The sequence below is a fragment of the Novosphingopyxis baekryungensis DSM 16222 genome (assembly GCF_000420305.1).
GTDB classification, from domain to species: Bacteria; Pseudomonadota; Alphaproteobacteria; order Sphingomonadales; family Sphingomonadaceae; genus Novosphingopyxis; species Novosphingopyxis baekryungensis.
Genome location: NZ_ATUR01000003.1, coordinates 29,921 through 53,744, shown reverse-complemented (window position 1 = coordinate 53,744; position 23,824 = coordinate 29,921). Strand labels below are relative to the sequence as shown.

At 63.8% G+C, this 23,824-nt stretch carries 22 protein-coding genes; 11 read left to right on the top strand and 11 right to left on the bottom strand.

The window, feature by feature from the left end; all coding sequences use genetic code 11:
- Positions 1–4 precede the first annotated feature (4 nt).
- Both G410_RS0104045 and G410_RS0104040 read left to right on the top strand, forming a co-directional pair.
- Positions 5–1,615 (top strand): long-chain fatty acid--CoA ligase, encoded by a 1,611-nt coding sequence (locus G410_RS0104045; RefSeq protein WP_022672375.1) that lies wholly within the window; start codon positions 5–7, stop codon positions 1,613–1,615.
- Complete coding sequence (locus tag G410_RS0104040) at positions 1,608–2,048, top strand: DUF1330 domain-containing protein (protein WP_022672374.1); 441 nt, start codon at positions 1,608–1,610, stop codon at positions 2,046–2,048. The genes G410_RS0104045 and G410_RS0104040 overlap by 8 nt, the downstream gene beginning before the upstream one ends.
- Positions 2,049–2,084: 36 nt before the next feature.
- On the opposite strand, the gene G410_RS0104035 is transcribed toward G410_RS0104040, so the two are convergent.
- The 4 genes from G410_RS0104035 to G410_RS17295 form a co-directional block, all read right to left on the bottom strand.
- A complete protein-coding gene (locus tag G410_RS0104035; protein ID WP_022672373.1) occupies positions 2,085–3,173 on the bottom strand; it encodes a PA0069 family radical SAM protein in 1,089 nt (362 codons plus the stop codon).
- A 108-nt stretch (positions 3,174–3,281) separates the two neighbouring features.
- Positions 3,282–3,788, bottom strand: coding sequence for a molybdenum cofactor biosynthesis protein B (moaB, locus tag G410_RS0104030; protein WP_022672372.1), 507 nt, complete (start codon positions 3,786–3,788; stop codon positions 3,282–3,284).
- Entirely contained in the window at positions 3,788–5,563 is a 1,776-nt protein-coding gene (locus tag G410_RS0104025) for a lytic transglycosylase domain-containing protein (RefSeq protein ID WP_022672371.1), read from the bottom strand. The genes moaB and G410_RS0104025 overlap by 1 nt, the downstream gene beginning before the upstream one ends.
- Positions 5,560–6,369 carry a uracil-DNA glycosylase family protein gene (locus G410_RS17295; protein WP_084488950.1) on the bottom strand — a complete coding sequence of 270 codons (810 nt, stop codon included), beginning with the start codon at positions 6,367–6,369 and terminating at the stop codon, positions 5,560–5,562. Before G410_RS17295 ends, G410_RS0104025 begins: the two co-directional genes overlap by 4 nt.
- 116 nt (positions 6,370–6,485) lie before the next feature.
- Here G410_RS17295 and G410_RS0104015 point away from each other — a divergent pair, with 116 nt between their 5' ends.
- From G410_RS0104015 to G410_RS0104000, 4 genes are read left to right on the top strand one after another with little or no spacing between them, the layout of a single operon-like run.
- Entirely contained in the window at positions 6,486–8,135 is a 1,650-nt protein-coding gene (locus G410_RS0104015) for an electron transfer flavoprotein-ubiquinone oxidoreductase (RefSeq protein ID WP_022672369.1), read from the top strand.
- 12 nt (positions 8,136–8,147) lie between these two features.
- A complete protein-coding gene (locus G410_RS15525; protein ID WP_022672368.1) occupies positions 8,148–9,038 on the top strand; it encodes a 4-(cytidine 5'-diphospho)-2-C-methyl-D-erythritol kinase in 891 nt (296 codons plus the stop codon).
- On the top strand, positions 9,035–9,427 hold the full coding sequence (locus tag G410_RS0104005; RefSeq protein WP_022672367.1) for a hypothetical protein: 393 nt from the start codon (positions 9,035–9,037) through the stop codon (positions 9,425–9,427). The genes G410_RS15525 and G410_RS0104005 overlap by 4 nt, the downstream gene beginning before the upstream one ends.
- Positions 9,424–10,665: a class I SAM-dependent RNA methyltransferase gene (locus G410_RS0104000; protein WP_022672366.1), complete on the top strand. Its 1,242-nt coding sequence runs from the start codon at positions 9,424–9,426 to the stop codon at positions 10,663–10,665. The genes G410_RS0104005 and G410_RS0104000 overlap by 4 nt, the downstream gene beginning before the upstream one ends.
- Before the next feature lie 32 nt (positions 10,666–10,697).
- Here G410_RS0104000 and G410_RS0103995 read toward each other — a convergent pair whose 3' ends face one another.
- From G410_RS0103995 to G410_RS0103985, 3 genes are all read right to left on the bottom strand, one after another.
- Positions 10,698–11,126: an MAPEG family protein gene (locus G410_RS0103995; protein ID WP_022672365.1), complete on the bottom strand. Its 429-nt coding sequence runs from the start codon at positions 11,124–11,126 to the stop codon at positions 10,698–10,700.
- Positions 11,127–11,244: 118 nt separating this feature from the next.
- Positions 11,245–12,441: a type III PLP-dependent enzyme gene (locus G410_RS15520; RefSeq protein ID WP_022672364.1), complete on the bottom strand. Its 1,197-nt coding sequence runs from the start codon at positions 12,439–12,441 to the stop codon at positions 11,245–11,247.
- A gap of 163 nt (positions 12,442–12,604) precedes the next feature.
- Positions 12,605–13,777 carry a carboxynorspermidine decarboxylase gene (locus G410_RS0103985; RefSeq protein ID WP_028971040.1) on the bottom strand — a complete coding sequence of 391 codons (1,173 nt, stop codon included), beginning with the start codon at positions 13,775–13,777 and terminating at the stop codon, positions 12,605–12,607.
- A 53-nt stretch (positions 13,778–13,830) separates the two neighbouring features.
- Here G410_RS0103985 and G410_RS0103980 point away from each other — a divergent pair, with 53 nt between their 5' ends.
- On the top strand, positions 13,831–15,063 hold the full coding sequence (locus tag G410_RS0103980; protein WP_022672362.1) for an MFS transporter: 1,233 nt from the start codon (positions 13,831–13,833) through the stop codon (positions 15,061–15,063).
- On the opposite strand, the gene G410_RS0103975 is transcribed toward G410_RS0103980, so the two are convergent.
- On the bottom strand, positions 15,060–16,268 hold the full coding sequence (locus tag G410_RS0103975; RefSeq protein WP_022672361.1) for a saccharopine dehydrogenase family protein: 1,209 nt from the start codon (positions 16,266–16,268) through the stop codon (positions 15,060–15,062). The genes G410_RS0103980 and G410_RS0103975 overlap by 4 nt on opposite strands.
- 72 nt (positions 16,269–16,340) lie before the next feature.
- On the opposite strand from G410_RS0103975, the gene G410_RS0103970 reads away from it, so the two are divergent.
- The 3 genes from G410_RS0103970 to G410_RS0103960 all read left to right on the top strand — a co-directional run bounded on the left by G410_RS0103970 (position 16,341) and on the right by G410_RS0103960 (position 19,521).
- Positions 16,341–17,315: a threonine ammonia-lyase gene (locus tag G410_RS0103970; RefSeq protein WP_022672360.1), complete on the top strand. Its 975-nt coding sequence runs from the start codon at positions 16,341–16,343 to the stop codon at positions 17,313–17,315.
- Between the two features lie 163 nt (positions 17,316–17,478).
- Entirely contained in the window at positions 17,479–18,684 is a 1,206-nt protein-coding gene (locus G410_RS0103965; RefSeq protein ID WP_022672359.1) for a BtaA family protein, read from the top strand.
- A gap of 177 nt (positions 18,685–18,861) precedes the next feature.
- The gene (locus G410_RS0103960) at positions 18,862–19,521 is read left to right on the top strand and encodes a class I SAM-dependent methyltransferase (protein ID WP_022672358.1); all 660 of its coding nucleotides are present in this window, start codon (positions 18,862–18,864) and stop codon (positions 19,519–19,521) included.
- Here G410_RS0103960 and G410_RS0103955 read toward each other — a convergent pair.
- The 3 genes from G410_RS0103955 to G410_RS0103945 form a co-directional block, all read right to left on the bottom strand.
- Complete coding sequence (locus G410_RS0103955) at positions 19,502–21,079, bottom strand: cisplatin damage response ATP-dependent DNA ligase (RefSeq protein ID WP_022672357.1); 1,578 nt, start codon at positions 21,077–21,079, stop codon at positions 19,502–19,504. The genes G410_RS0103960 and G410_RS0103955 overlap by 20 nt on opposite strands.
- The gene (locus tag G410_RS0103950) at positions 21,079–22,080 is read right to left on the bottom strand and encodes a ligase-associated DNA damage response exonuclease (RefSeq protein ID WP_022672356.1); all 1,002 of its coding nucleotides are present in this window, start codon (positions 22,078–22,080) and stop codon (positions 21,079–21,081) included. Before G410_RS0103950 ends, G410_RS0103955 begins: the two co-directional genes overlap by 1 nt.
- Positions 22,081–22,315: 235 nt before the next feature.
- On the bottom strand, positions 22,316–22,861 hold the full coding sequence (locus tag G410_RS0103945) for a DsrE family protein (protein ID WP_022672355.1): 546 nt from the start codon (positions 22,859–22,861) through the stop codon (positions 22,316–22,318).
- Between the two features lie 196 nt (positions 22,862–23,057).
- Here G410_RS0103945 and G410_RS0103940 point away from each other — a divergent pair, with 196 nt between their 5' ends.
- Complete coding sequence (locus G410_RS0103940) at positions 23,058–23,819, top strand: hypothetical protein (protein ID WP_156851846.1); 762 nt, start codon at positions 23,058–23,060, stop codon at positions 23,817–23,819.
- The last annotated feature ends 5 nt before the right edge of the window (positions 23,820–23,824 follow it).

Sequence of the window (23,824 nt, the reverse complement as noted above, 5' to 3'; positions counted from 1 at the left end):
TGACATGCTCGGCAATATGCAGGATTTCCCGCTGCTCGTGACCAGCCTGATCGATCATGCCGAACGCGAGCATGGGGAGCGGGAAATCGTCACGCGCTGGGCCAATGGCCAGGAGCTGCGCAGCAATTGGGGCATAGTGGCGCTGGAAGCGCGCAAATTCGCGCAGATGCTCGGGCGGCTGGGCGTGCAGCGCGGCGACCGTGTGGCCACCATCGGCATGAACCATGCGCACCATATTTCCAGCTGGTACGGCACGGCCGGCATGGGCGGCATCCTGCACACCATCAATCCGCGTCTGCACGCCGATCAGCTGGTCTATGTACTGAACCATGCCGGTGACCGCGTTCTGCTGTTCGACAAGATGTTCCAGCCGATTGTCGAGGCGATCAAGGACCGGCTCGAAACGGTCGAGCATTTTGTGCTTTTCGATAATGCGCCCGCCAGCGACGGCTATGCCTGCTATCGCGATCTGATCGACGCCGAGGATGGCGATTATCGGTGGGTGGATGCGGACGAGCGTGATCCCGTTGGCCTGTGCTATACCTCCGGCACGACGGGCAATCCCAAGGGCGTGCTCTATGAGCACCGCTCCAATGTCCTGCACGCCATCACCGCGTTGCAGCCTGCCGTGATGGACCTCTCGTCCCGGTCGGTCATGCTGCCGATCGTGCCGATGTTTCACGCCAATGCCTGGGGCATACCCTTTGCGGCTGCGGCAGTCGGTGCGAAGCTGGTCTGTTCCTGCTCCAATGATGGCGGGGTCTTGTGGAAGCTGTTCCGTGAGGAGAAGGTGACGTTCAGCGCCGGCGTGCCGACCGTCTGGCTCGCCATGTTTGCCGATATGGACGCCAATGGCGGGGATTATGGCGCGTTGCAGCGGGTCGTGATCGGCGGATCGGCCGCGCCGCGTGCCATGATCGAGCGGCTGAAAAAGGCCGGCATCACCGTGGCGCACGCCTGGGGCATGACCGAAACCTCGCCCATCGGCACCACCGGCGCGCGCCCGCACAACTGGGCCGAACTGAGCTTCGAGCAGCAGGTCGATATCATCGCCAAGCAAGGCCGCCCCCCTTATGGGGTGGAACTGCGCATCGTGGGGGAAGACGGACAATCGCTGCCCCGTGATGGCAAGACCAGCGGCCGTCTGCAAATTCGCGGGCCATGGATCCTCCAGCGCTATTTCGGCAGCGAAGAACTGGCGATCGATGAGGAGAACTGGTTCGATACCGGCGATGTCTCCGTGCTCTTTCCCGACGGCACGATGCAGATCACCGACCGGGCCAAGGATGTCATCAAATCGGGCGGCGAATGGATCAGCTCGATAGAGCTGGAAAATGAGGCCGTGGGCTGTGACGGCGTGGCCGAAGCGGCGGCGGTGGGTGTGCATCATCCCAAATGGGACGAGCGGCCCTTGCTGCTGGTGGTGCGCAAGCCGGGCGCGACGATCGGTGCCGAGGACATATTGGACCATCTGCAGGGGCGGGTGGCGAAATGGTGGCTGCCGGACGAGATCAAATTTGTCGATGAACTGCCCCACACGGCGACAGGCAAGATCCTGAAGCGCGCGCTGCGGGACGAATATGCCGATTACAGTCTGGCGACCGCCGATGACTGAAGCCTTTGTCGATCCCGACCGCGCGCAGTTCGAGGCGTTCAAGGCGCTGCCCCGCGACGTGCCGATCGAGATGCTGAACCTGGTGCGGTTTCGCGATGCCGCCGCCTATCCCGCCGATCATCCACTGTCCGGCGATGCGCTGACCGGGGCACAGGCCTATAAGAATTATGGCAAGGAAAGCGGACCGGTGTTTGCGCGGGTCGGCGGCACGGTGGCCTATCGCGGCGGATTTCAGACCATGCTGATCGGCCCGGCGCAGGAGCGCTGGGACGCGGTCTTCGTGGCACGCTATCCCGATGCCGCCGCCTTTCTGGCCATGGTGACCGATGCGGACTATCGCAAAGCGGTGGTCCACCGGCAGGCGGCTGTAGAGACAAGCCGGCTGATCCGTCTGGTGCCAGGCAAGAGCGGCGAAGAAGGCGGTTTCGCCTGAGCCTGCCGGTCTCGTCGCGAAAGCTTTGACGCCGCCCTAGAGCAGACGCATCTGCCCGCCCAGATCCGGCCGCTTGAAGAGATCGCAGCGCAGATCGAACTTCCCTTTCACGAAACCATGGCGACGCCGCGCAATGTCTACGCGGGTGCGCAACAGATCCGCCCACGGTCCGCGCCCGCGCATGCGATGGAAAAAGGCCGGGTCATTGTCCCTGCCGCCGCGCAATTCCTGCACGATCCGCATCACTTTGCCCGCCCGGTCCGGATAATGAACCTCCAGCCAGTCGCGAAACAGCGGTGCCAGCTCGTGGGGCAGGCGTAACGGGATCGCCGAAATGCCCTTGGCACCGGCCGCCGCAGCTTCGGCTGCGATCGCCTCAATTTCATGATCGGTGATGGCGGGAATGACCGGCGCGATATTCACATAGGTCGGCACGCCGGCCCCCACCAGCGCAGCCACCGCCTTCAACCGCCGTGCCGGATGCGCGGCGCGCGGCTCCAGAATGCGGGCGAGGGCGGAATCCAGTGTGGTGACCGATATTGCCACTGCAGCCAGACCGTCCCGGGCCAGATCGGCAAGCAGATCGAGATCGTCCAGCGCCCGGTCCGATTTGGTGGTGACGCAGATGGGGTGCCGCGTCTCGGCCATAAGCTCCAGCACGCTGCGGCTGATGCGATAGTGCCGCTCGATCGGCTGATAGGGATCGGTGTTGGTTCCGATGGCGATGGGGCGCACCGCATAGCCAGGCTTGGCCAAAGTGGCCCGCAGCAAGTCGGCCGCGCCCGGTTTGGCGAACAGCTTCGTTTCGAAATCCAGTCCGGGCGACAGATCGTGATAGGCATGGGTGGGGCGGGCAAAACAATAGACGCAGCCATGCTCGCAACCGCGATAGGCATTGACGGACCGATCGAACGGCACATCGGGGGACTGGTTGAAACTGAGGATCGAGCGCGGATGTTCTTCGGTCACCTGCGTTCGTACAGGGCCGGGTTCGCCGTCGATCTCGCTGCGCGCGTCCCGCCAGTCGCCATCCATCTCGCGCGCGGCCAGACCAAAGCGTTGCGGCACATCCGACCGCGTCGCCCCGCGACCCTTGGCAACCATGCGATCGACCGACTCCGTCATGCCGCAATGATAGGCCGGGAACAGAAGAAGAACAAGGGCAAGGCCTCTTGCTCACAGGAAGCTGGCCCTATCCGGGCAACGCGGATCCTCTGACTGGCGGTTACGCGGTCAGCGCTCGCTCAGGCGCGGCATCAGCTCGACAAAATTGCAGGGCTTGTTATCGCTATTGAGCTGATCCGCCAGAATGCCATCCCAGCCATCTTTGACCGCGCCGTTGGAACCGGGCAGCGCAAAAATATAAGTCGTCTCGGCCAGAACCGCTGCGGCGCGGGACTGGATCGTGGACGTACCGATGGTCTTGAAACTGAGCCAGCGGAACAGTTCTCCAAAGCCGGGAATATCTTTGGATTTCACCCGCTCCAGGGCTTCGGGCGTTACATCGCGCCCGGTCAGGCCGGTGCCACCGGTGGATATGATACAGTCGATATCCGGATCGGCGATCCAGCCGCGAAAATGTTCTACCAGCAGGTCCGCGTCGTCGCGCACGATCGTGCGTGCTGCCAGATGATGGCCCGCGGCGGTGATGCGCTGCGCCAGAATGTCACCGCTACTGTCGTCCGCCGCGGTCCGCGTGTCCGAAACCGTCAGCAGCGCGATGTTGACAGGTTTTCCCATCAGCGAAGCGCCAGCTTTTGCGGGCCGTCCATGCGCACCCAGGCGGGGCCGCTCATGCCGGGAAAGCGCGGCCAGGCGTTCTGCGACAGGCCTTCCAGGCTGCTCGCTTCGCTGCCGGCCATCTGCTGATACACCCAGTAATTGCGCAAGATGATGCCGACATAGGCCCGCGTTTCCCAATAGGGGATGGATTCGATGAAGAGCAGCGGATCGCCCTGATCGCGCACTTCATATTTCCACCGGCCGACGGGGGCGGGGCCTGCGTTGAACGCGGCGATCACCTTGGGCAGCAGCCCTTCGGTCTGGCTCATGTCGCGCAACTGCTCGAGATAGCTCTGGCCATATTCCAGGTTCACTTCGGGCCGGTTAAGATCCGCAGCAGAGAAATAGGCGCCGCGCGCGCGCGCCAGATCCGAAGCGGTGCCGGGGCGCACCTGCATCAGGCCGCGCGCATCGGCGGGGCTGACCGCATTGGCCTGAAAGCGCGATTCCTGCAACGTGTGCGCGAACACCAGCGATGGATCGACGCGCCAGCCGTCCTGCGGCGCCCATTTGGGCGCGGGATAACGATCGAACGGGTCTGCGCTGGTGCCGCTGGGTCCATAATGCGCCAGATACAGCTGGGTGGACGGCAGGCTGAGCCCGCGTGCCATGGCCAGAAGATCGGCCCGTTCCTCATCGCCGCCGATTTTGGCGGCATGACGCAACACGTCGTCCGCCAGTGCAACTTCGCCAAAGCCCGCCAGGGCCGCGGCAATGCGGACATTGGGGTCGGCGCTGTTCGTCTTGATGGCAGCGACGGTCTGGCGCGTAGGCACGGGCCGGGCCATGCCCAACTGTTCCTGCGCCAGAATGCCGTAAAAGGTTTCACCATATTGCGCGGCGGTTTGCAGGCGCGGCTGCGCTTCTTCCGGTCGCCGCGCGGCCACGCTGGCCCGCGCGCTCCAGAACAGGCCGGCGGCGCGCGTTTCCTCATTGGCGGCCAGGCGGCCGACCCGATCGAATGCCTGCGCCGCATCGGCATATTCGCCCAGACGCCAGCTGGCCAGACCGCGCACCCAATCGGCCTGGGGGGCCCATTCACCCGTCCCGGTGCTGCCGATTTCGGCCACCCGGCGGGCGTTGCCGTCATCATTCTCGATATAATAGCCCCAGGCGACGCGCTGCTGCATTTCGGTGAGGGCGGAGGGGGACAGCGTGTCGATCCCGCTGAGCAAGGCCGTTTCGGCCCCCAGCGGATCGTCATTCTTGATCCGATCCACGATCGCGCTGCGCACCGCGCTGGCGGCGGCATCGCTGATCTCATTGGGATCGGCCCGGCGCGGGCTGGAGCCGAGATAGGACAGGCGGCGGACCTGGGGGGTTTGCGGCAGGAACTGCGCGCCGCGCTTCTGCGCAAGGCGGCCGAGCTGCTCGGCTTGCGGCAGATAGGGCGCATCGTTGATCAAAGACAGCAGCGGCCCCAGTTCCACGCGCGGGCTGTCCGGCGCCAGATAAAGCTCCGCGCGGGCCATGGCGTTGAGCGGGCTGTCCGGTGCGTTGGCGAGCATGGCCTGCGCGTCCCCCCAGCGCTTCTGCTCGATGGCGGTAAAGACCAGCGCGAAATCCGCGTCGCTTCTGATCTGCGGCACCTGCACCGCCGCTATGGCCGCCGCCGGCTGTTCGGGCGAATTCTGGGTGAACGGCACGGCCAGCGGCGCGCTGCCGTCCTGCGCCAGCGCCGGCGCGGCGATACAGGTGGATGCAATGAGGATGGAGAAAAAGGTCTTGGTCACCAGCGGCCTACTTTCAGGAGCTTTTGCAAATCTTCCCAGGCTGGCCGCTTGCATTGCGGGCGCTTGAGAAGGGTGCGCGGATGATAGGTTGCGATCAACGCCATCTTTCCGCTCTTTTGGTTAAATTCGTGTAAACCATCGCGCGCATGCTGAATGGTCTGGCCCAGCAGGGCCTCGCTCGGCCCGGTCCCGAGCAGGAGGAGGTTCTGCGGCTGCGCCAGCGCGATATGGTGGCGCATTGCATCGGCCAGCGGCGCGAAGTCCTGCGGCGGCAATCGGCCACTGGCCGGGCGGCTCACCGACAAACTGGCGCGGTAACAACTGGCCAGATCGATGCCGATCGCCGACAGCATGTTGCGCAGCAGAGCGCCGGTGGCGCCGCTCAATATGGTGGCGGCCGCCAGATCGTCGTCATCGGGGCAGTCGGAAATGATCATGAGGGGCGCTTCGGCGGCGCCATGCGGCAAAGCGCGCATGCTGCCATAAGCGGTGCCCGGCAGATCATCCACGCGGCGCAGGCGTTCGTGCAGGGCTTCCAGCGTGGCCGGGGGCGGTGCAAGCGAGGGCGCGGGTGCCGACGCTGCCGGACGCGCAGCAACGGTTTTAGGCGGCGTTGCTTGGGATGGGTTCTGATCTGGGACGTCGGGAGCAGCGCGCCGGTTCGTGGCGGCCCTGCGCGGCGGGGCCGGGGGAGCCTCCAGCCAGTTCACCGGCTGATCGGCGCAGAAATCCTCCACCCCAGCCAGCTGCCACCAGCTGAGGAGCGATTCCATTTCCGATTGTGATGTGGGGCTTGCGCCGGTCATTGCCGCAGTGAAGCCATATCCGTACCCCTCGCGTCAATTGCAAAGGAATGAAAAACCTGCAAAACGCCTTACATGCGGGACCGAACGATGTTGAACAGAAGAAAAGGAATTGCCGGATGAGCGAGCGCGAATCCATGCCGTACGACGTGGTGATCGTAGGTGGCGGCCCTGCCGGGCTGTCCGCCGCGATCCGCTTCAAGCAACTGGCAGACGAAAGCGGGACGGATCTGAGCGTCTGCGTGCTGGAAAAAGGCTCCGAAATCGGGGCGCATATTCTGTCCGGCGCGGTGGTCGATCCCAAGGCGATGGACGAACTGCTGCCGGATTGGCGCGATATGGGCTGTCCGCTCGCCGAGACTCCGGTGACCGAGAACCATCACCTCGTTCTGAAGAAGAACGGCTCCTATTCGATCCCGGAAATCGCGTTGCCGCCGCTGATGAGCAATGACGGGTGCTATACCGCATCGCTTGGCAACACCTGCCGCTGGCTGGGTGAGCAGGCAGAGGGCATGGGTGTGGAGATATTCCCCGGCTTCGCCGCGTCCGAAGTGCTGTACAATGACGATGGCTCGGTGCGCGGCGTTGTCGCCGGTGTGATGGGCATCGGCCGCGATGGCGAGCATAAGCCGGACTATGAGCCGGGCGTCGAGCTGACCGCAAAATATACGCTGTTCGCCGAGGGTGTGCGCGGCGGCCTGAGCAAGGGCCTGAAGGCGAAGTTCGACCTTGAAGCGGACTGTCAGCCGCAGGTCTATGGCATCGGGTTGAAGGAACTTTGGGATATCGATCCGTCCAAGCATGTGCCGGGCAAGGTGGTCCACACCCAAGGCTGGCCGCTGGACGAGGCCTGGGGTGGGGGCTTCCTGTACCATCAGGCCGATGGGCAGGTGGCGCTCGGCTTCGTGGTGGCGCTCAGCTATCGCAACCCGCATCTCTCCCCGTTTCAGGAGTTCCAGCGCTGGAAGCAGCACCCCGAGATCCGCAAATATCTCGAGGGCGGCAAGCGCGTGGCCTATGGCGCGCGGGCGATCAATGAGGGCGGCTGGCAATCCGTGCCCAAGCTCGCCTTCCCGGGCGGCGCCCTGATCGGCTGTTCCGCCGGCTTCGTGAACGTGCCGCGCATCAAGGGCACGCACACCGCGCAAAAATCCGGCATGCTGGCCGCCGAAGCCGCGTTCGAGGCCATCCAGGCGGGCCGCGAATATGACGAGCTGAGCAGCTATGAGAGCAATCTGCGCGGCAGCTGGATCGCGACCGAGCTGAAAAAGGTTCAGAATGCAGAACCTTGCGTCGACAAGTTTGGCGGTACCTGGGGCACCATGCTGGGCGGCATCGACATGTGGATGCGCACGCTGAAGATCGGCCTGCCGATCTCGATGAAGCATGAGCCCGATTATACCAAGCTCTGGCCTGCCGAGGCGTGCCGGGAGATCGAATATCCCAAGCCCGATGGCGTCATCAGCTTCGATCGGCTGTCCTCGGTCTATCTGTCCAACACCAATCATGAGGAAGATCAGCCGGTCCATCTGCAACTGAAGGACCCTGATCTGCCGGTGGAGAAAAACCTGCCGATCTATGACGGGCCGTCGCAGCGTTACTGCCCGGCTGGCGTCTATGAATATGTGCAGGAAGATGGCTCGGACCGGTTCCAGATCAACGCGCAGAATTGCGTCCACTGCAAGACCTGCGACATCAAGGATCCCTATCAGAACATCAACTGGGTGGTGCCGGAAGGCGGGGGCGGTCCCAATTATCCCAATATGTAATGCGGCATTGCTGTGACCGTTTCTGAAGTCGAGACCGCTTACGCCAAGATCAATCTGGCGTTGCACGTTCGCGGACGGCTGGACGATGGCTATCACGCGATCGAAACGCTGTTTGCCTTTGTCGACGATGGCGACCGGCTGAGCGCTGCCATGGCCAATACCATGTCATTGCGCGTCACCGGTCCTTTCGCATCGTCGCTCGATGGTGATGGTCATGATAATCTGGTGATGCGCGCCGCCCACAGCATGGCCGAGCAATTTGCGCCGGGCCGTGCGGCGGCGCTGTCGCTCGACAAGCATTTGCCGGTTGCCTCCGGCATCGGAGGCGGATCGGCGGATGCGGCGGCGGCGATCCGTCTTCTGGACCGGCTCTGGGGCCTGGATCGGCCACTGCAGGACTATGCCGCGCTGGCCTCGTCGCTTGGCGCCGATGTGCCTGCGTGCCTGTTCAGCCGCACCGCCTTGGGCACAGGGCGGGGCGACGATGTGGCGTTCGAAGAGATCGATGGGCTGGCGCAGGCCCACATATTGCTGGTCAATCCCGGCATCGGCGTGTCGACAGCGCAGATCTTTCAACGCTGGAATGGCCGCGATAGCGGCGCCCTGGCGCAGCGCAGCCTCGCAGCGCTGTTCGGCGAAGCCCGCAACGATCTGCAGGAGCCCGCCATCGCGTTGGTGCCGGAAATTGGCGCGCTGCTGGACCATTTGCGCCAATTCAGCCCGTCTGCGCGCATGTCCGGCTCCGGCGCGACCTGTTTTGCACTGTTCGACAGCGATCGTGACGCCATGATCGCGCACTCCGCGATCGCCGATCGCTTTCCCGGTTACTGGACCATGACGGCGCGGATGCGCCCTTTCGCTTGCGCTGATGCGTTGCCCGCGTCAGAGCGGGCCGCGACATGACCCGCACCCCGCTCCTGCTTCCCCTGATCCTTCTGTCCGCCTGTAATTCCAGCACCGATCCGGTGGCGGGCGAGCAGGCCATGATGGCAGGCAATGACAAGATCGAATGCGCTCTGGCCGGCAGCGAGGATTTTGCCCGCGCCTGCTCGACCGACCGTATATCCGGGGCCGACCGGGAAATCCTGATCATCCAGCATCCGGACGGCGGTTTTCAGCGTTTCGAGATCGTGACCGACGGGCGCGGCCTGATCGCCGCCGATGGCTTCGACGATACCGAAATCCGGCTGCTCGATGACGGCATGATCGAAGTGACGTCGGACGATAATCGCTATCGTCTGCCCGCGCGCATCCAGTCTGCGGACGCCGCGAAAAGCCCGCCGGCGCGATGACCGACGCACCAACCCCAACGGACCCCGGTCTCGTCCTGCGCGTCGCGGCCATGGGCGACGGGCTTACGGCCGACGGACGGCATGTGGCGCTCACCGCGCCTGGCGATCATGTGACGCCCAGCGGCGAAATTGTGCCCGGCCCGCATCATGCGCAGCCGCCTTGCCGTCACTTCCCCGAATGTGGCGGCTGCCAGTTGCAGCATCTCGATGAGAGCGCATTGTCAGACTTTGTCACAGAACGTGTTCTGAATGCGCTGGAGTCACAGGGAATTGTGGCCGATGAGGTCGCACCGGCCCACTTGTCTCCGCCGCGCAGCCGACGCCGGGCGGTGCTGCATGCGATCAATGGACCGAAAGGCCCACGCATCGGCTTCACGAGGGAGCGCAGCCATCATGTCGTGGACATGATGCAGTGCGAGGTGCTGGAGCCGCGGCTGTTTGCCATGATTGCGCCGTTGCGGGGCCTGCTTGCCAACCGGCTGCCCAAGGGCGGCGGCGCGGAAATCATTCTTGCCATCGCGGATCAGGGCGTAGACATCGCCATCAAGGGCGCACGGTTCGAAGGACTGGATGGCCATGACGCCATCATCGCCTTCTGCGAGACCCATGCACTGGCGCGGCTATGTCTCGATGAAGGCTATGGTCCGGAGCCGCGCTGGGAGCCGCGCCCGGTTACGATGCGCTTTGGCGCGGCCACGGTGCCGCTGCCGCCCGGTGCCTTTTTGCAGGCCACCGCAGACGGAGAGGCGGTGCTTCTGGACGCCGTTCTCAGCGCCATTGGAGATGCGGATACCGTGGCCGATCTGTTTGCCGGGCTGGGCACCTTTGCCCTGTCCCTGGGCGTGAGCCCCTCGGGCGAAAGCCGCCGCATCTATGCCGCGGAAGCGGACCGGGCCGCCATCGAAAGCCTGAAAGCCGGAGCCAATGCCGCGCGGCTTCATGCCGTCACCGAGCATCGTGACCTGTTCCGTCGCCCGCTGGAGACCGCGGAGCTGAACCGGTTCGGTGCGGTCGTGCTGGACCCGCCACGGGCCGGCGCGCGCGAGCAATGTCTGCGCCTGGCCGAGGCTACGGCCACGCGCATTGCCTATGTCAGTTGCAACCCGGCAAGTTTCGCCAAGGACGCCGCCCGCCTGGTGGAGGGCGGCTATCGCTTGCGCAGGATCACGCCGGTCGGCCAGTTCCGTTGGTCCACCCATGTGGAACTGGTGGGGGCGTTCGAACGCCCCAGCCCCTGACTAGAGCCCCTGACCACCGGCATGCCTATATCTTAATGCGCCTGAATTAACGCCATTACGGCCAGGATCGTCAGAATGATGCTGCCGAGCAGGAACAGGCCGAAGCGAACGGGCACGCTATTGACGGTGGACTGCCAGATGCTGTGCACGACGCGGATGACCACATAGGCCCAGGCCAGGCCCCATGTCAGATCAGTAGTTCCGCCGGTCAGGCTCAATATCACAGTGACGGCATAAAAGAGCAGAGGTTGCTCATGCAAATGGTTGTAGTTATGGGCTTTCCACTGCGTTTTTGCAGGAACAATCCCCTCTAGATCGCTGCCACGTCCTCCGGGCTGCGCGCCCATGTCGATCCCCGCCTTCGCAATCGCCGGCATCCGCGTCAGCAGCATCCAGTAGAGCATCACCAGCGTCCAGCAGATCAGCGCCGCAGCGGGAATCAGAATTGCAGTATCGATCATCTCTCTCTCCCTATTATTCGGGAGAAGGGATGCGCGCGGAAAGGGCGATCGTCAATCGCGGTGGCTGGCAATGAAAAGGCACTCCTGTTTCCATGTCAGGAACAGGAGCGCCGTGCGATCAGCGTTTGCCGATGGCCACCACATTGTCGGTGCCGGGTTCCGCAGGGACTTCACGGTAGAGGCTTTCCATCGGCTCGTCGGCGACCACCAGGCAGCCGCTCGTGCCGAACCCGTTGAACTGGGTGCGCATGGCAGACCCATAAGCGCCAAGCATGCCGATCTCGATATGATCGCCCACCTTGATGTCTTCGGGCAGCAGGAACGGGCCGGTCATATGATCCAGATCGTCGCAGGTAGGCCCGTAGAAACTGAACTCGGTCAGTTCGGCCTCGTTATCCTGCGCGCGCAGCAGCTTCACCGGGAAGCGCCAGCCGATATGGGCGGCATCGAACAGCGCGCCATAGGCACCGTCATTGATGTATAATTCGGTACCGCGGCGGCGCTCCACCTTGACGATGATGGAGTTATATTCCGCGCACAGGGCACGGCCAGGCTCACACCAGAGTTCGGCCGAATAGCTGATCGGCAGATCCCAATAGGCGCGGTATATGGTATCGAAATATTGCTGCAGCGCCGGTGGCTCCAGCCCCGGATAGACCGAGGGAAAGCCGCCGCCGACATCGATATAGTCGACCAGCACGGAAGCCTCGACAATGGCTGCGCGCACGCGCTCGATCGCACTCACATAGGCATGCGGGCTCATCGCCTGACTGCCGACATGGAAGCAGATGCCAAGGCCATCGGCGGCCTGCCGCGCGGCCATCAAAAGCTGCGGTGTTTCATGCGGTTGCGCGCCGAACTTGGCGGCAAGGCTCAACTGCGCATGGTCGCTCGGCACGCGGATACGCACGAACAGATCGAGGTCTGTCGCATGATCGGTGGCGCGCAGGATCTTCTGCAGCTCTTCATGGCTGTCGAGCGAGAAGGTGCGCACGCCATGTTTTGCATATGCCTCGGCGATCGCGCTCTCGGCCTTGACCGGGTGCATGAAGCACAGCTTGGCCTGCGGGAGCGCCGAACGAACAGTACGCACCTCGGCGATGGACGCGACGTCGAAATGCGTCACGCCAGCGCGCCACAAGGTGCGCAGCAGTGCCGGCGATGGATTGGCCTTGACCGCGTAGAGCGTCTTGCCGCGGAAATTCTCCACGAAAAAACGCGCCGCGCGCTCCGCCGCATGAGGGCGGACCAGCGTCACGGGTTCGTCCGGCGAAGTGGCCTGGACTACAGCGAGAGCGTCAGGAAAATCGTGCAATTCAAGGGACCCCCAAAGGATTTCGTTTCAGTTTTAAGCTGCCTTGCGGTTTGGAAGTCCCCATGGGGCAGCGGACGCGCGATATATGGGTGCGCCGAAGCGCTGTAAAGTGGTTTTGGTGTTTGGAGTATGAACGGCCCGGCCTGGCGACCGTTCCGCCGGTTCAGCTCAGCCGGTCGCGGAAGGTGGTCCAGTCAAAGCGGCGCACCTCGCGCAATTCGTCGGTTTCGCTGTCCCACAGCCAGATGCTGGGCAATGGCACACCGTTGAAGGTGCTGGTCTTGACCATCGAATAATGCGCCTGATCCAGAAAGGCGAAACGCAGCCCCGGCTCCATCGGGCCGGGCAGGCGATAGTCGCCGATGATGTCGCCCGCCAGACAGGACGGCCCGCCGAGCCGGATGACCGGGCCATCGCGCGCCTCGCCCAGCATGGCGGGGCGATAGGGTGCCTCGATCACGTCCGGCATATGGCAGGTCGCGCTGATATCGGTGATGCCCACAGGCATGCCGTTGTCCATCACGTCGAGCAATTCGCCAACGAGGATACCGGCGTCCAGCGCGATCGCCTCGCCGGGTTCCAGATACACCTCGCAGCCGGTGGTTTCGGCCACATCGTGGAGAAATTCCACCAGCTCGTCACGCGCATAGTCGGCGCGGGTGATGTGGTGCCCACCGCCGAAGTTCAGCCATTTCAGGTCGCCGATATAGGGCTCCAGAAAGGGCACGATCGCTTCCCAGGTGCGGTAGAGCGGCTCGAAGCCTTGCTCGCACAGGCTGTGGAAATGGATGCCGTCGATCGCGTCGATATGCGCATCGGCCAGCTGATCGATGGGAAAGCCCAGCCGGCTGTGCGGCTGACAGGGATCATATTTCGCAATCTCCCCCTCGGCATGCAGCGGGTTGATGCGCAAGCCAATGTCGAACTGCTCGCCGGCATCGCGCAGGCCGATGATCGCCTTGCTGTGCCGGGCGATCTGATCGGGCGAATTGAAGATGATATGGTCCGATATCGCGGCGATCTCGGCCAGATCCTCCGCCTTGAAGGCGGGGGAATAGGTGGCAATTTCGCCTTCATATTTGTCGAACGCCAAGCGCGCTTCCCACAGGCCGCTGGTGGCCACGCCGTCCAGATATTCGGCCAGCAGCGGTGCCACTTCCCACATCGAAAAGGCCTTGAGCGCCGAGAGAATCTTGGCGCCGGACCGGTGCTTGATGTCGGCCAGCACCTCCAGATTGGCGCGCAGTCTGGCCGCGTCCACGACAAAGGCGGGCGAGGGCACGCGGCTGAGATCGAAATGGGCGAAGGCGCCGGGATCACCGGCTTGCGTATTCATCATGCATAGGCCCATAGCCGCTGCGCCGGGGTGGCCGCAAAGGGAAAGCTGGTTTGGACGATCACGAAAGCGAAGATTATCTGTCACGCGGGCAGCTTTATGCGCTGGCGCTGGCCACGGCGGTGGTGGTGGCCAATGCCTATTATATCCACCCGATCGTGGCGCCGGTGGCGGCCGCCTTCGGGGTCAGCAATGCGATGATCGGCGCGGTGCCGGCGCTCAACCAGATCGCTCTGGCGCTGGGCATCTTCCTGTTTCTGCCGCTGGGCGACCGGGTGCGCAATGTGCGGCTGGCCACGGTCTTCACGATCGGCCAGTTCATCGCGATCGTCGCCATGGGGTTCGTGGAGGATTTCCGCCTGTTCCTGATCGCCTCGACGGTCCTCGGCCTGTTCACGATCACGCCCTATCTGATCCCGGCCTATGTTTCGAAACGGGTGGACCCCAGGCAGCTGGGCCATGCCGTGGCGATCGTGACGACCGGCGTGGCGCTGGGGATTCTGCTGGCACGATTGGGGGCCGGCGTGATCGGCGAATATTTCGGTTGGCGCACCATCTACTGGATTGCCGCGCTGCTGCTGGCGCTGGTCTGCGCCGTGCTGCCCTGGCTGATGCGTGAGCCCCGGACGGCGCGCGCACCGGAAGAGCAGATGAGCTATGCCGCGTTGCTGCGCTCCATCTTCACGCTGGCCCGCGGCAACCGCCATGTTCTTCTGTCAGGGTCGATCCAGGGCCTGAACTTCGGCATATTCCTGTCGGTCTGGCTCGCCATCGGCCTGCATCTGCCCGATATCGGCTATGGCGTGGATGTGGTCGGCTATCTGGCGGGCGTTTCGATCATCAATCTGGCGATCACGCCGCCGCTGGGCAAATGGACGGACCGGATCGGCCCGCGCAAGGCCCGGCTGATCGTGGCATGCATCCAGCTGGTTGCCGCCATCCTGCTGTTTTTGGGCGAGGACAGCCTGTGGATCCTCGTCGCGCCGCTGCTCATCCTGACCGCCGTCGGCCCGGTGATCGACATTTGCGGACGCGCCACCATTCTGATCGAGGAGCCCGCCATCCGCACGCGGCTGATGACAGTCTATATCATGCTGATGTTCATCGGCGGTGGCATGGTCAGCTGGGCGGCCACCGCCACCTATGAACTGTTGGGATGGACCGGCAGCTGCCTGCTGGTTCTCATGCTGGCGATCAGCGTGCTCGGCCTGTCGGCCCTGGCCCGGCGGCTGCCGAGGCCCGGAACCCAGGCCGGGCAGCCGTTGGCGGCCAAATCGACCGACTAGAAATCCAGCGGCCCGTCCAGCTCGGCGACCTGCCAAGGCAGGCCGTGATCGTTCAGCATGGCCATGAACGGATCGGGATCGAAATCCTCCATGTTGAACACGCCGTCGCCGCTCCATGATCCGGTGAGGATCATGGCCGCGCCGATCATCGCGGGCACGCCGGTGGTGTAGCTCACCGCCTGATTGCCGGTTTCGGCATAGGCGTCCTCATGGTCGCAGATATTGTTGATATAATAGGTCCGCCGCTCGCCATCCTTGGCGATGCCGGTGGCGATGTCGCCGATATTGGTCTTGCCCTTGGTCGTCTCGCCCAGGCTGGACGGTTCGGGCAGCACGGCTTTCAGGAACTGCAGCGGCACGATCTCGCGCCCTTCGTACATCACCGGGTCGATCCGCGTCATGCCGACATTCTGCAACACGGTGAGATGCTTGATATACTCCTCGCCAAAGGTCATCCAGAAGCGCGCGCGCTCGAGCTCGGGCAGGAATTTGGCGAGGCTCTCCAGCTCCTCATGATACATCATGTACATGGTCTTTTCGCCCACGCCCTCGAAGTCGAACTTCTGGGAGACCTGCATCGCAGGCGTCTCGACAAATTCGCCATTTTCCCAGTGGCGGGCGGGCGCGGTCACTTCGCGGATGTTGATTTCCGGGTTGAAATTGGTGGCAAAGGCCTGGCCATGGTCGCCGCCATTGCAGTCCAATATGTCCAGCTGCTCGATGGTATCGAGCTTGTGCTTTTTCAGCCAGGCGGCGAACACGCTGGTCACGCCGGGATCGAAGCCGGAGCCGAGCAGCGCCATCAGCCCGGCATCCTTGAACCGGTCCTGATAGGCCCACTGCCAATGATATTCGAACTTTGCCTGATCGCGCGGTTCGTAATTGGCCGTATCCATATAATGCACGCCCGTTTCCAGGCAGGCATCCATGATGTTAAGATCCTGATAGGGCAAAGCGAGGTTCACGACGAGCTTGGGGCCGAGCTGGCGGATCAGCGCCACGGTGGCGGGCACATCGTCGGCATCGATCTGATGCGTGGAGATATCGACGCCGGTGCGCTCCTTCACCGATGCCGCAATGGCGTCACATTTGCTCTTGGTGCGACTGGCCAGCGCGATTTCGCCGAAGATATCAGCATTCATCGCCATCTTGTGGACCGCGACCGATCCGACGCCGCCAGCGCCGATTACCAGAACCTTGCTCATATCATCTCCGCGAAATCTCTTGGGGGAAGGGGTGGGCACCGCATATAGACTGATGCCATGACGGGACAAGGATTGACCGACCCCAGGCGCAGCCCGACTGCGCAGGGCGTGGCCGTGGCCGCCGCCCGTGTGGCCGCGCTGTTGCCGCCAACGCCGCTGCTGCCGCTCGACCTTCATGGCGTCACCATCTGGTGCAAGGCGGAGTGCGATCAGCCGGTTGGCGCGTTCAAGATACGCGGCGGCATCCACCGCATCGCCGATCTGACCGACGCGCAGGCGGCGCGCGGCGTGGTCGCCTTTTCCAGCGGCAATCATGCGCAAGGCGTGGCCTGGGCGGCCAAGGAGCGCGGCATCGCGGCGACCATCGTCATGCCGTCGGACGCCCCTGCGGCGAAGGTGGACGGGACCAGACGCCTTGGCGCCAGCGTCATCTTTTACGAACGCATGACCGAATCGCGCGAGGATATCGCCGCCCGCCTTGCCGAAGAGACCGGCGCCACCGTCATCCCCAGCTTCGACGATCCCTGGATCGTGGAGGGGCAGGGCAGCTGTGGCCATGAAATCCGCGCACAGATGATCGCGCAGCTGGGGCAGGGGCCGGATCGCCTGCTCATCTGCTGCGGCGGTGGCGGCCTTGCTTCCGGCAGCGCGCTGGCCAATCCGGATGCGCGCATCGCGGTGGTGGAGCCAGACGGCTGGGACGACATGGGCGCGTCCTTGCGTCATGGCGTCATCCAGCCCGTCGGCCCCAACCCGCCGCCGACCGCTTGCGACGCGCTGCAGACGCTCAAGGTTTCGCCGATCACCTTCGACATATTGCGTGCGCGCGGCGCGGTTGGAATATCGGTGAGCGAGGAGGAGGTCGCCGCCGCGATGCGCATCGCCTGGACCCAGCTCGGCCGCATGGTGGAGCCCGGCGGGGCGGTGGCACTGGCCGCTGCGCTGGCTGGAAAGGTGGCGCTGAGTGACCGTACGGCGCTCACATTGTCCGGCGGCAATGTCGATCCGGCCACATTCACGCGATTGACCGGCATCGATCTGTCATGAGGCGGTCATGGAGCCAGACTAGCAGCCCTGATCTTCCGTCATGGCGGCCAAAGCGAAGCAATTCAGGGCGGGGGCAGGGCTGAAACTGGCATGGATTGCCGCGTCGCCTGCGGCACCGCACGATCGAGACCAACGGGTGATGAACCCATTTCAGGACATTGCAATGCCCGAAAAGAACAGGAAAATCGAACAGGCCGTGCTGGGCCATGAGGGCGGCGGCAAGCTGTGGGACCGCGCCTTCGCCTTCGCCTTCAAAGGCCTGGTCTATGCGCAGATCTGGGAAGACCCGGTGGTGGATATGGAGGCGCTGCAGATCGCGCCGGGGCACCGCGTTGCCAGCATCGCCAGCGGCGGCTGCAATATCCTGTCCTATCTCACCGCCGATCCGGCCGAGATTGTGGCGGTCGATCTCAACACCGCCCATGTGGCGCTCAACCGCCTGAAACTGGCGGCGGCGCAGAATTTGCCGGACTATGACAGTTTCCGCCGCTTCTTTGCCGATGCGGACCGCAAGGACAATGTCGCGGCCTATGAACGGTTTGTCCGCCCGCATCTGGACGAGACGAGCCGTGCCTATTGGGAGGGCCGCGATCTCACCGGGCGTCGCCGCATCGGAGGCTTTGCCAAGGGGGTGTACAAGCGCGGGCTGCTCGGCGGGTTCATCGGCATGGCCCATCTGGTCGCCAGGCTCTACCGCATCGATCCCAAGGAGCTGCTGGAGGCCGGGAATATCGAGGAGCAGCGCCGCATCTTCGAAACGCGGCTCGCGCCGATTTTCGACAAGCGCTTCATCCGCTGGCTGACCGATCAGCCCGCCTCGTTGTTCGGCCTCGGCATTCCGCCTGCACAGTTCGAGGCACTGGCCGGTGACGCCAAGATGTCGGACGTGCTGCGCGCGCGGCTGGAAAAACTGGCCTGCGATTTCGCGCTGGAGGACAATTATTTCGCCTGGCAGGCCTTCGGGCGCGGTTATGGCAAGGGTGCCGATGCGCCGCTGCCGCCCTATCTGCAGGAACGCCATTTCGACGCGGTGCGAACGCGCGCCGACCGGGTGACGGTGCGCCATATCAGCATGACCGAGCATCTGGCCGAAGCGGAAGACGCCAGCCATGATCGCTACATCCTGCTCGACGCGCAGGACTGGATGAGCGACGCGCAGCTGACCGACCTGTGGGCCGAGATCACCCGCACCGCGCGCCCCGGTGCACGCGTCCTGTTCCGCACGGCGGCAGAGGAGACGCTGCTGCCGGGCCGCCTGCCCGATGCGCTGCTGGACCGCTGGAATTATCGCGCCGAGGAATCGCTGGGCTATACCGCGCGCGACCGCAGCTCGATCTACGGCGGCGTGCATCTTTATGTGCTGCGGTAGTGGCTGTCCTACAGAAGCATGAAATGCTATGAGTTTTTGTCCGCAATGACCTGTAGGAAATAGAATTTCCTACATTGGACCGATGCAAACCCGCTCGCGCAATCGCCTCATGTTCACTTTGTCAACTTTGCGCCATTTTGTTGCGCCATCCTCAATCCGCCGGACCAGAACAGCCTCATGACCAAGCAAGCCCATGCCGCCCAGATGGACGCGATCTACAAAGTCCAGCGCCATTTCTATGACGTCACCCGCAGATATTATCTGCTCGGGCGGGACCGCCTGATCAGCCGCCTGCAGCCCCCGCCGGGTGGCACCGTGCTGGAGATCGCCTGCGGCACCGGCCGCAATCTCATCGCCGCCGCCAAAGCCTATCCGGATGCGCGGCTATACGGCCTCGATATTAGCGAGGAGATGCTGGTCAGCGCCCGCGCAGCCGTCCAGCGCGCCGGGCTGCAGGACCGCATCACGCTGGCCAAGGGGGATGCGACGGATTTCGATCCGCAAGCGCTGTTCGGCGTCAAAAGCGTGGACCGCGCCTATATCAGCTACGCCATTTCCATGATCCCCGACTGGCAGGCCGCCATAGGGCAGGGCGTCGCCGCGCTGACGCCCGATGGCCGCCTCCACATCGTGGACTTCGGCCAGCAGGAGCGGCTCCCACGCCTCTTCCGCAAGGGGCTCTATGCCTGGCTCGCCCGCTTCCACGTCGCCGCCCGCGCCGATCTGCCGCAGCTGGTCGATCGCTACTATCGCATGGGCCATGACGTCAGTTTCGAGCGGCTATACGGCGGCTATGCCTGGGCGGCGGAGATCGGCGCTAGGTCACCATCCGCTTAAGCGTGGCGATGCGGTCCGCCTCGTCCGCGGGCTTGTCCGTGCGGATACGCGATATGCGGGGAAAGCGCATGGCCAGCCCGGATTTGTGGCGCTTGCTGTCGTGGATGGAGTCGAAGGCGACTTCGAGCACCATGGTCTTCTCCACCTCACGCACCGGCCCGAACCGGTTGACGGTGTTCTGTCGCACGAACCGGTCGAGCATCTTGAGCTCCTCGTCCGTAAAGCCCGAATAGGCCTTGCCGACGGGCAGCAGTTCGTCATCTTCGGTCCAGCAGCCGAAGGTGTAATCGGAATAGACGGAACTGCGCTTGCCCGATCCGCGCTGGGCATACATCATCACGCAATCGGCGTTCAGCGGATCACGCTTCCACTTGTACCAGAGCCCGGTCTTGCGGCCCGCAATATAGGGGCTGTCCTTGCGTTTCAGCATAACCCCTTCAATCGCAGCATCCCGCGCGCCTTCGCGGATGGTGGCCAGCTGATCATAGCTCTCCGCCGGGATCAGTTGCGAGATATCGAACCGACCCTGATCTAGCGCTGGCACGAACGCTTCCAGCCGCGCCCGCCGCTCGGTCCATGGCAGCGCGCGCACGTCCTGATCGCCCTCGATCAGTATGTCATACAGCCGCACGAACGCGGGGAAGTCCTTGCGCATCTTGGCCGTTACCGTCTTACGCCCCAGCCGCTGCTGCAGTGCATTGAAGCTGGCCGCCTCTCCGCCCTGCACGTCGCCGCGGACCAACAGTTCGCCATCCACTACGCCATCTGCGGCAAAGGCCTCCGCGATATCGGGAAAGCTCGCCGTTATATCGTCGCCGCCGCGGCTGTAGAGCCGGACGGAGCCATGTGTGCCGACGATCTGCACGCGGATCCCGTCCCACTTCCACTCGGCGGCATAGTCGGCCAGATCGACGCGGGTTTCCTCCAGCGGATGGGCCAGCATGAAGGGCCGGAAATAGGGCGTGCCTTCGGGATCGGGCCGCGCGGTCTTGCCCTCGCCCCAGGCGAACAGCTCTGCATAGGGCGGGCTAAGCGCGTGCCACACCTCTTCGACGTCATCGACATTAAGCTCGAAAGCCTGCGCCACCGCCGTCTTGGCCAGCCGTGCGGAGACACCGACACGCATGCCACCGCTGGCCAGCTTCAGCAGCGCATAGCGCCCATTGGCATCGAGCCTGTCCATCAGACCGGCCAGCAGTTGCGGCGCCTTGGCCCGGCTGGTGTCCGCCAGCAGGTCGATGACGGTGGAGACGCTCAGATCGTCTTCGGCGGGCACACCGCCAACCGGCTCCTGCCACATCAGCGCGACCGTCTCGGCCGTATCGCCGACATAGTCCCGGCTCATGCGGAACAGTAGCGGATCGAAGCGTTCGTCCGCCATCGCCTTGATCTGGGAGCTCTTCACCGTCTTCAGGTCCAGCTCCCCGGTCAGCGCGGCCAGCGCCCAGCCACGGTCCGGATCGGGCGTCTGGCGCAGATAGTCCGCGATCAGCGCCAACTTGCTGTTGCGCGATCGGGTGTAGATCAGGCGGTCGATCAGTTCGGCGAAGGCGCGCATCAGTCGTCCTCATCCTCGCGGCCCACCATGGCCAGCGCGCGCGCCTTCATCTGCCGCATGCTGCACCAATGGACCAGCGCGTCCTCCCGCCCATGGGTCACCCAGATCTCACGCGGCGCGACATCCTCGATCGTCTGCGTCAGCTCGTCCCAGTCGGCATGGTCGGAGATCACCAGCGGCAGCTCCACATTGCGCTGCCGCGCGCGCTGGCGCACCCGCATCCAGCCTGACGCCATGGCGGTAACCGGATCGGGCAGGCGGCGGCTCCAGCGGTCGTTCAGCGCACCCGGCGGCGCCAGCACGATGCAGCCCTTCAGATCGGCCTTCTCCTGGTCCGCGACCAGCGCCAGCGGGCCGAGATCGACCCCCAGCTCCTCATAGAGGCGGCACATCTTCTCCAGCGCGCCATGCAGATAGATCGTCTCATGATAGCCCGCATCGCGCAGCTCGCCGATCACCCGCTGCGCCTTGCCCAGCGCATAGGCGCCCACCAGAATGCAGCGATCCGGATTGGCCGCGCGCGCCTCCAGCAGCTTGGCGACCTCCTCCGCGGTGTCCGGATGCTTGAACACCGGCAGCCCGAAGGTCGCCTCGGTGATCAGCACATCGCATGGCACCACCTCGAAGGGTGGGCAGGTCGGATCGGCCCGGCGTTTATAGTCCCCGGTAACCACCACCCGCTCGCCATCATGCTGCAGCAGGATCTGCGCGGAGCCCAGCACATGGCCGGCGGGGTGATAGCTGGCGATAACACCGCCGCCCAGATCCACCTCTTCGCCATAGGGCATTGCATTGCCTTCCGCGCCGACGCCGTAGCGCAGGCCCATGATGGACAGCGTCTCGGGCGTCGCCCACACCGCGCCATGGCCGCCGCGCGCATGATCGGCATGGCCATGGGTAACCAGCGCACGGGGGCGGGGAGTCGAGGGATCGATCCAGGCATCGCAGGGCTTGACGTAAATGCCGGTGGGGTGCGGCTCGATCCAGTTTTCAGCGGGCATCGATGGGAGATAGGGCGGCGGCCCGCCGCTTCCAAGCCGTGGGCCGTGCCAGGGTCACACAGGTCACACTGTCCAGAGCGGAAAAATGGCATCCCACCCGCCGCTCGAAAAGCGGAATGACGGGACAGGGCGGCAGGGAGCGACATCCACCATGATATGCGCCAGCCAAGGCCCTGTAGGACAGCGTTTTCTAGGACAGCGCTTTTTTAACACCAGCAGCAAAGCGGACGCGCCGTCAGAACGGATTGAGCGTATAGCCATCCTGCTGCAGCAGCGCATGCGCCGTCATGGCGGACAGCGCCATCTCCACACCGGGCAGCAGATCGGCCCGCGCGATGCCGGACGCGGCCGCGCTCTGCCCGCACAGGATCACCCGCACGCCATGCGCCTGCAACTGCGCGATCAGATCCGCATTGGGATTGGCCGCACCGTCATGCTGCGCGCCGTAAAAGGCGTCCTGCGTGAGATCGACCCCGGCCGGCCCATGGACCACCACCGCCAGCCGCAGATTGGCCTCCGGCACCCCGGCGGCGACATGCATGTTGAGAAAGCGCGCCAGCGACACCAGCCCGCGATTGGGCGCATCCGCCGTGCCCGCATCCATCAGATCGAACGCCACCTTGAAGCTGGCATCCGCCGGCAAAGGCGCGCTGACCTCCACATCCGCAATCGGCCCATAATCGGCAATCAACGGCCCGGGATGAAAAGACGAGGGCGCCGTCTGCGCCAGCGCCGGAGCGGCCATGAAGAGCGCGGTGGAGGCAAGGATGGTGCGGATCATGCTCGGTTATTACAACAGAGCAACGGCGATGCCCAGCGTGGATGGGCTGGAGGTAGGCGTGGATGGGCGGAGGAATTTACATCAAATGTGACTTTGCATAGCAACTCCTTGTGAGCCGGTTTCGGACTGTCTGTTACTGGCCGTCGATCTACGATAGTCTGTAATACCACTAACGCGTCGTTCGATTGAGAATTCTATGTTCCTATCCCTCCTTTTTCCAATAGCCTTATTAGCGTCAATGCCGGCTCATGCCGTTCAGCAGAGCGGCACCCAAACGGCAGAAGCCCCGGAGCAGTCGCAAAGAGCAGCCGCGCCGGAAGGAATGTATCGCGCGATAAGGGAGGATGGCTCCCCGCAACCGGTCGATGACCGACCGAGTATCAGGTTGCTTGCCGATGGCAGCTTCGCGCTGACGCTCGGCGGTCCCTACGAAAGCGAGACCTTCTCCGGGACGTGGCATCAGGAAGGCGATCAGATCATATTCGACAGCATCGTTTCCAAACCACCGATAACATTGGAGCGTGCGTCCTTGGAATCCCACAAAGCGCAGAGGCCGGGGCAAAACAATCGAAGTTCGGCGCAGCCGATGACGAAAATTCTGTTCAAGCCAAAAACGGGATGGCTTGCCGAAGCGATGCCAAGCTGGGAGGTTTGGTTGCAGTTCGAAGATGGCGGAACGGCAGAAGCGCTGGTTACCCCTTCCACCTTTGCGGCAACGGCGCCGCGGGCGGGTAAATTGCGCGGGATCAGGGTGAAAGGGACGGTCGGCCAAGGTGGCGGGGATGTAACCGTGCCAATTCCGCCGCATGCGGCTGATGCCGAGATATTCACCTTGGCTGTGCACCCTATTGCAATCGAGACCACTGGAACATCCGAAACGCCGCCGCCGCTGACCATTGGCGATGGAGGCCTATTTCTCGATGGGTCGCTGCTGTTCGTAAAAGAGACGCCCCGTTAGTTCGA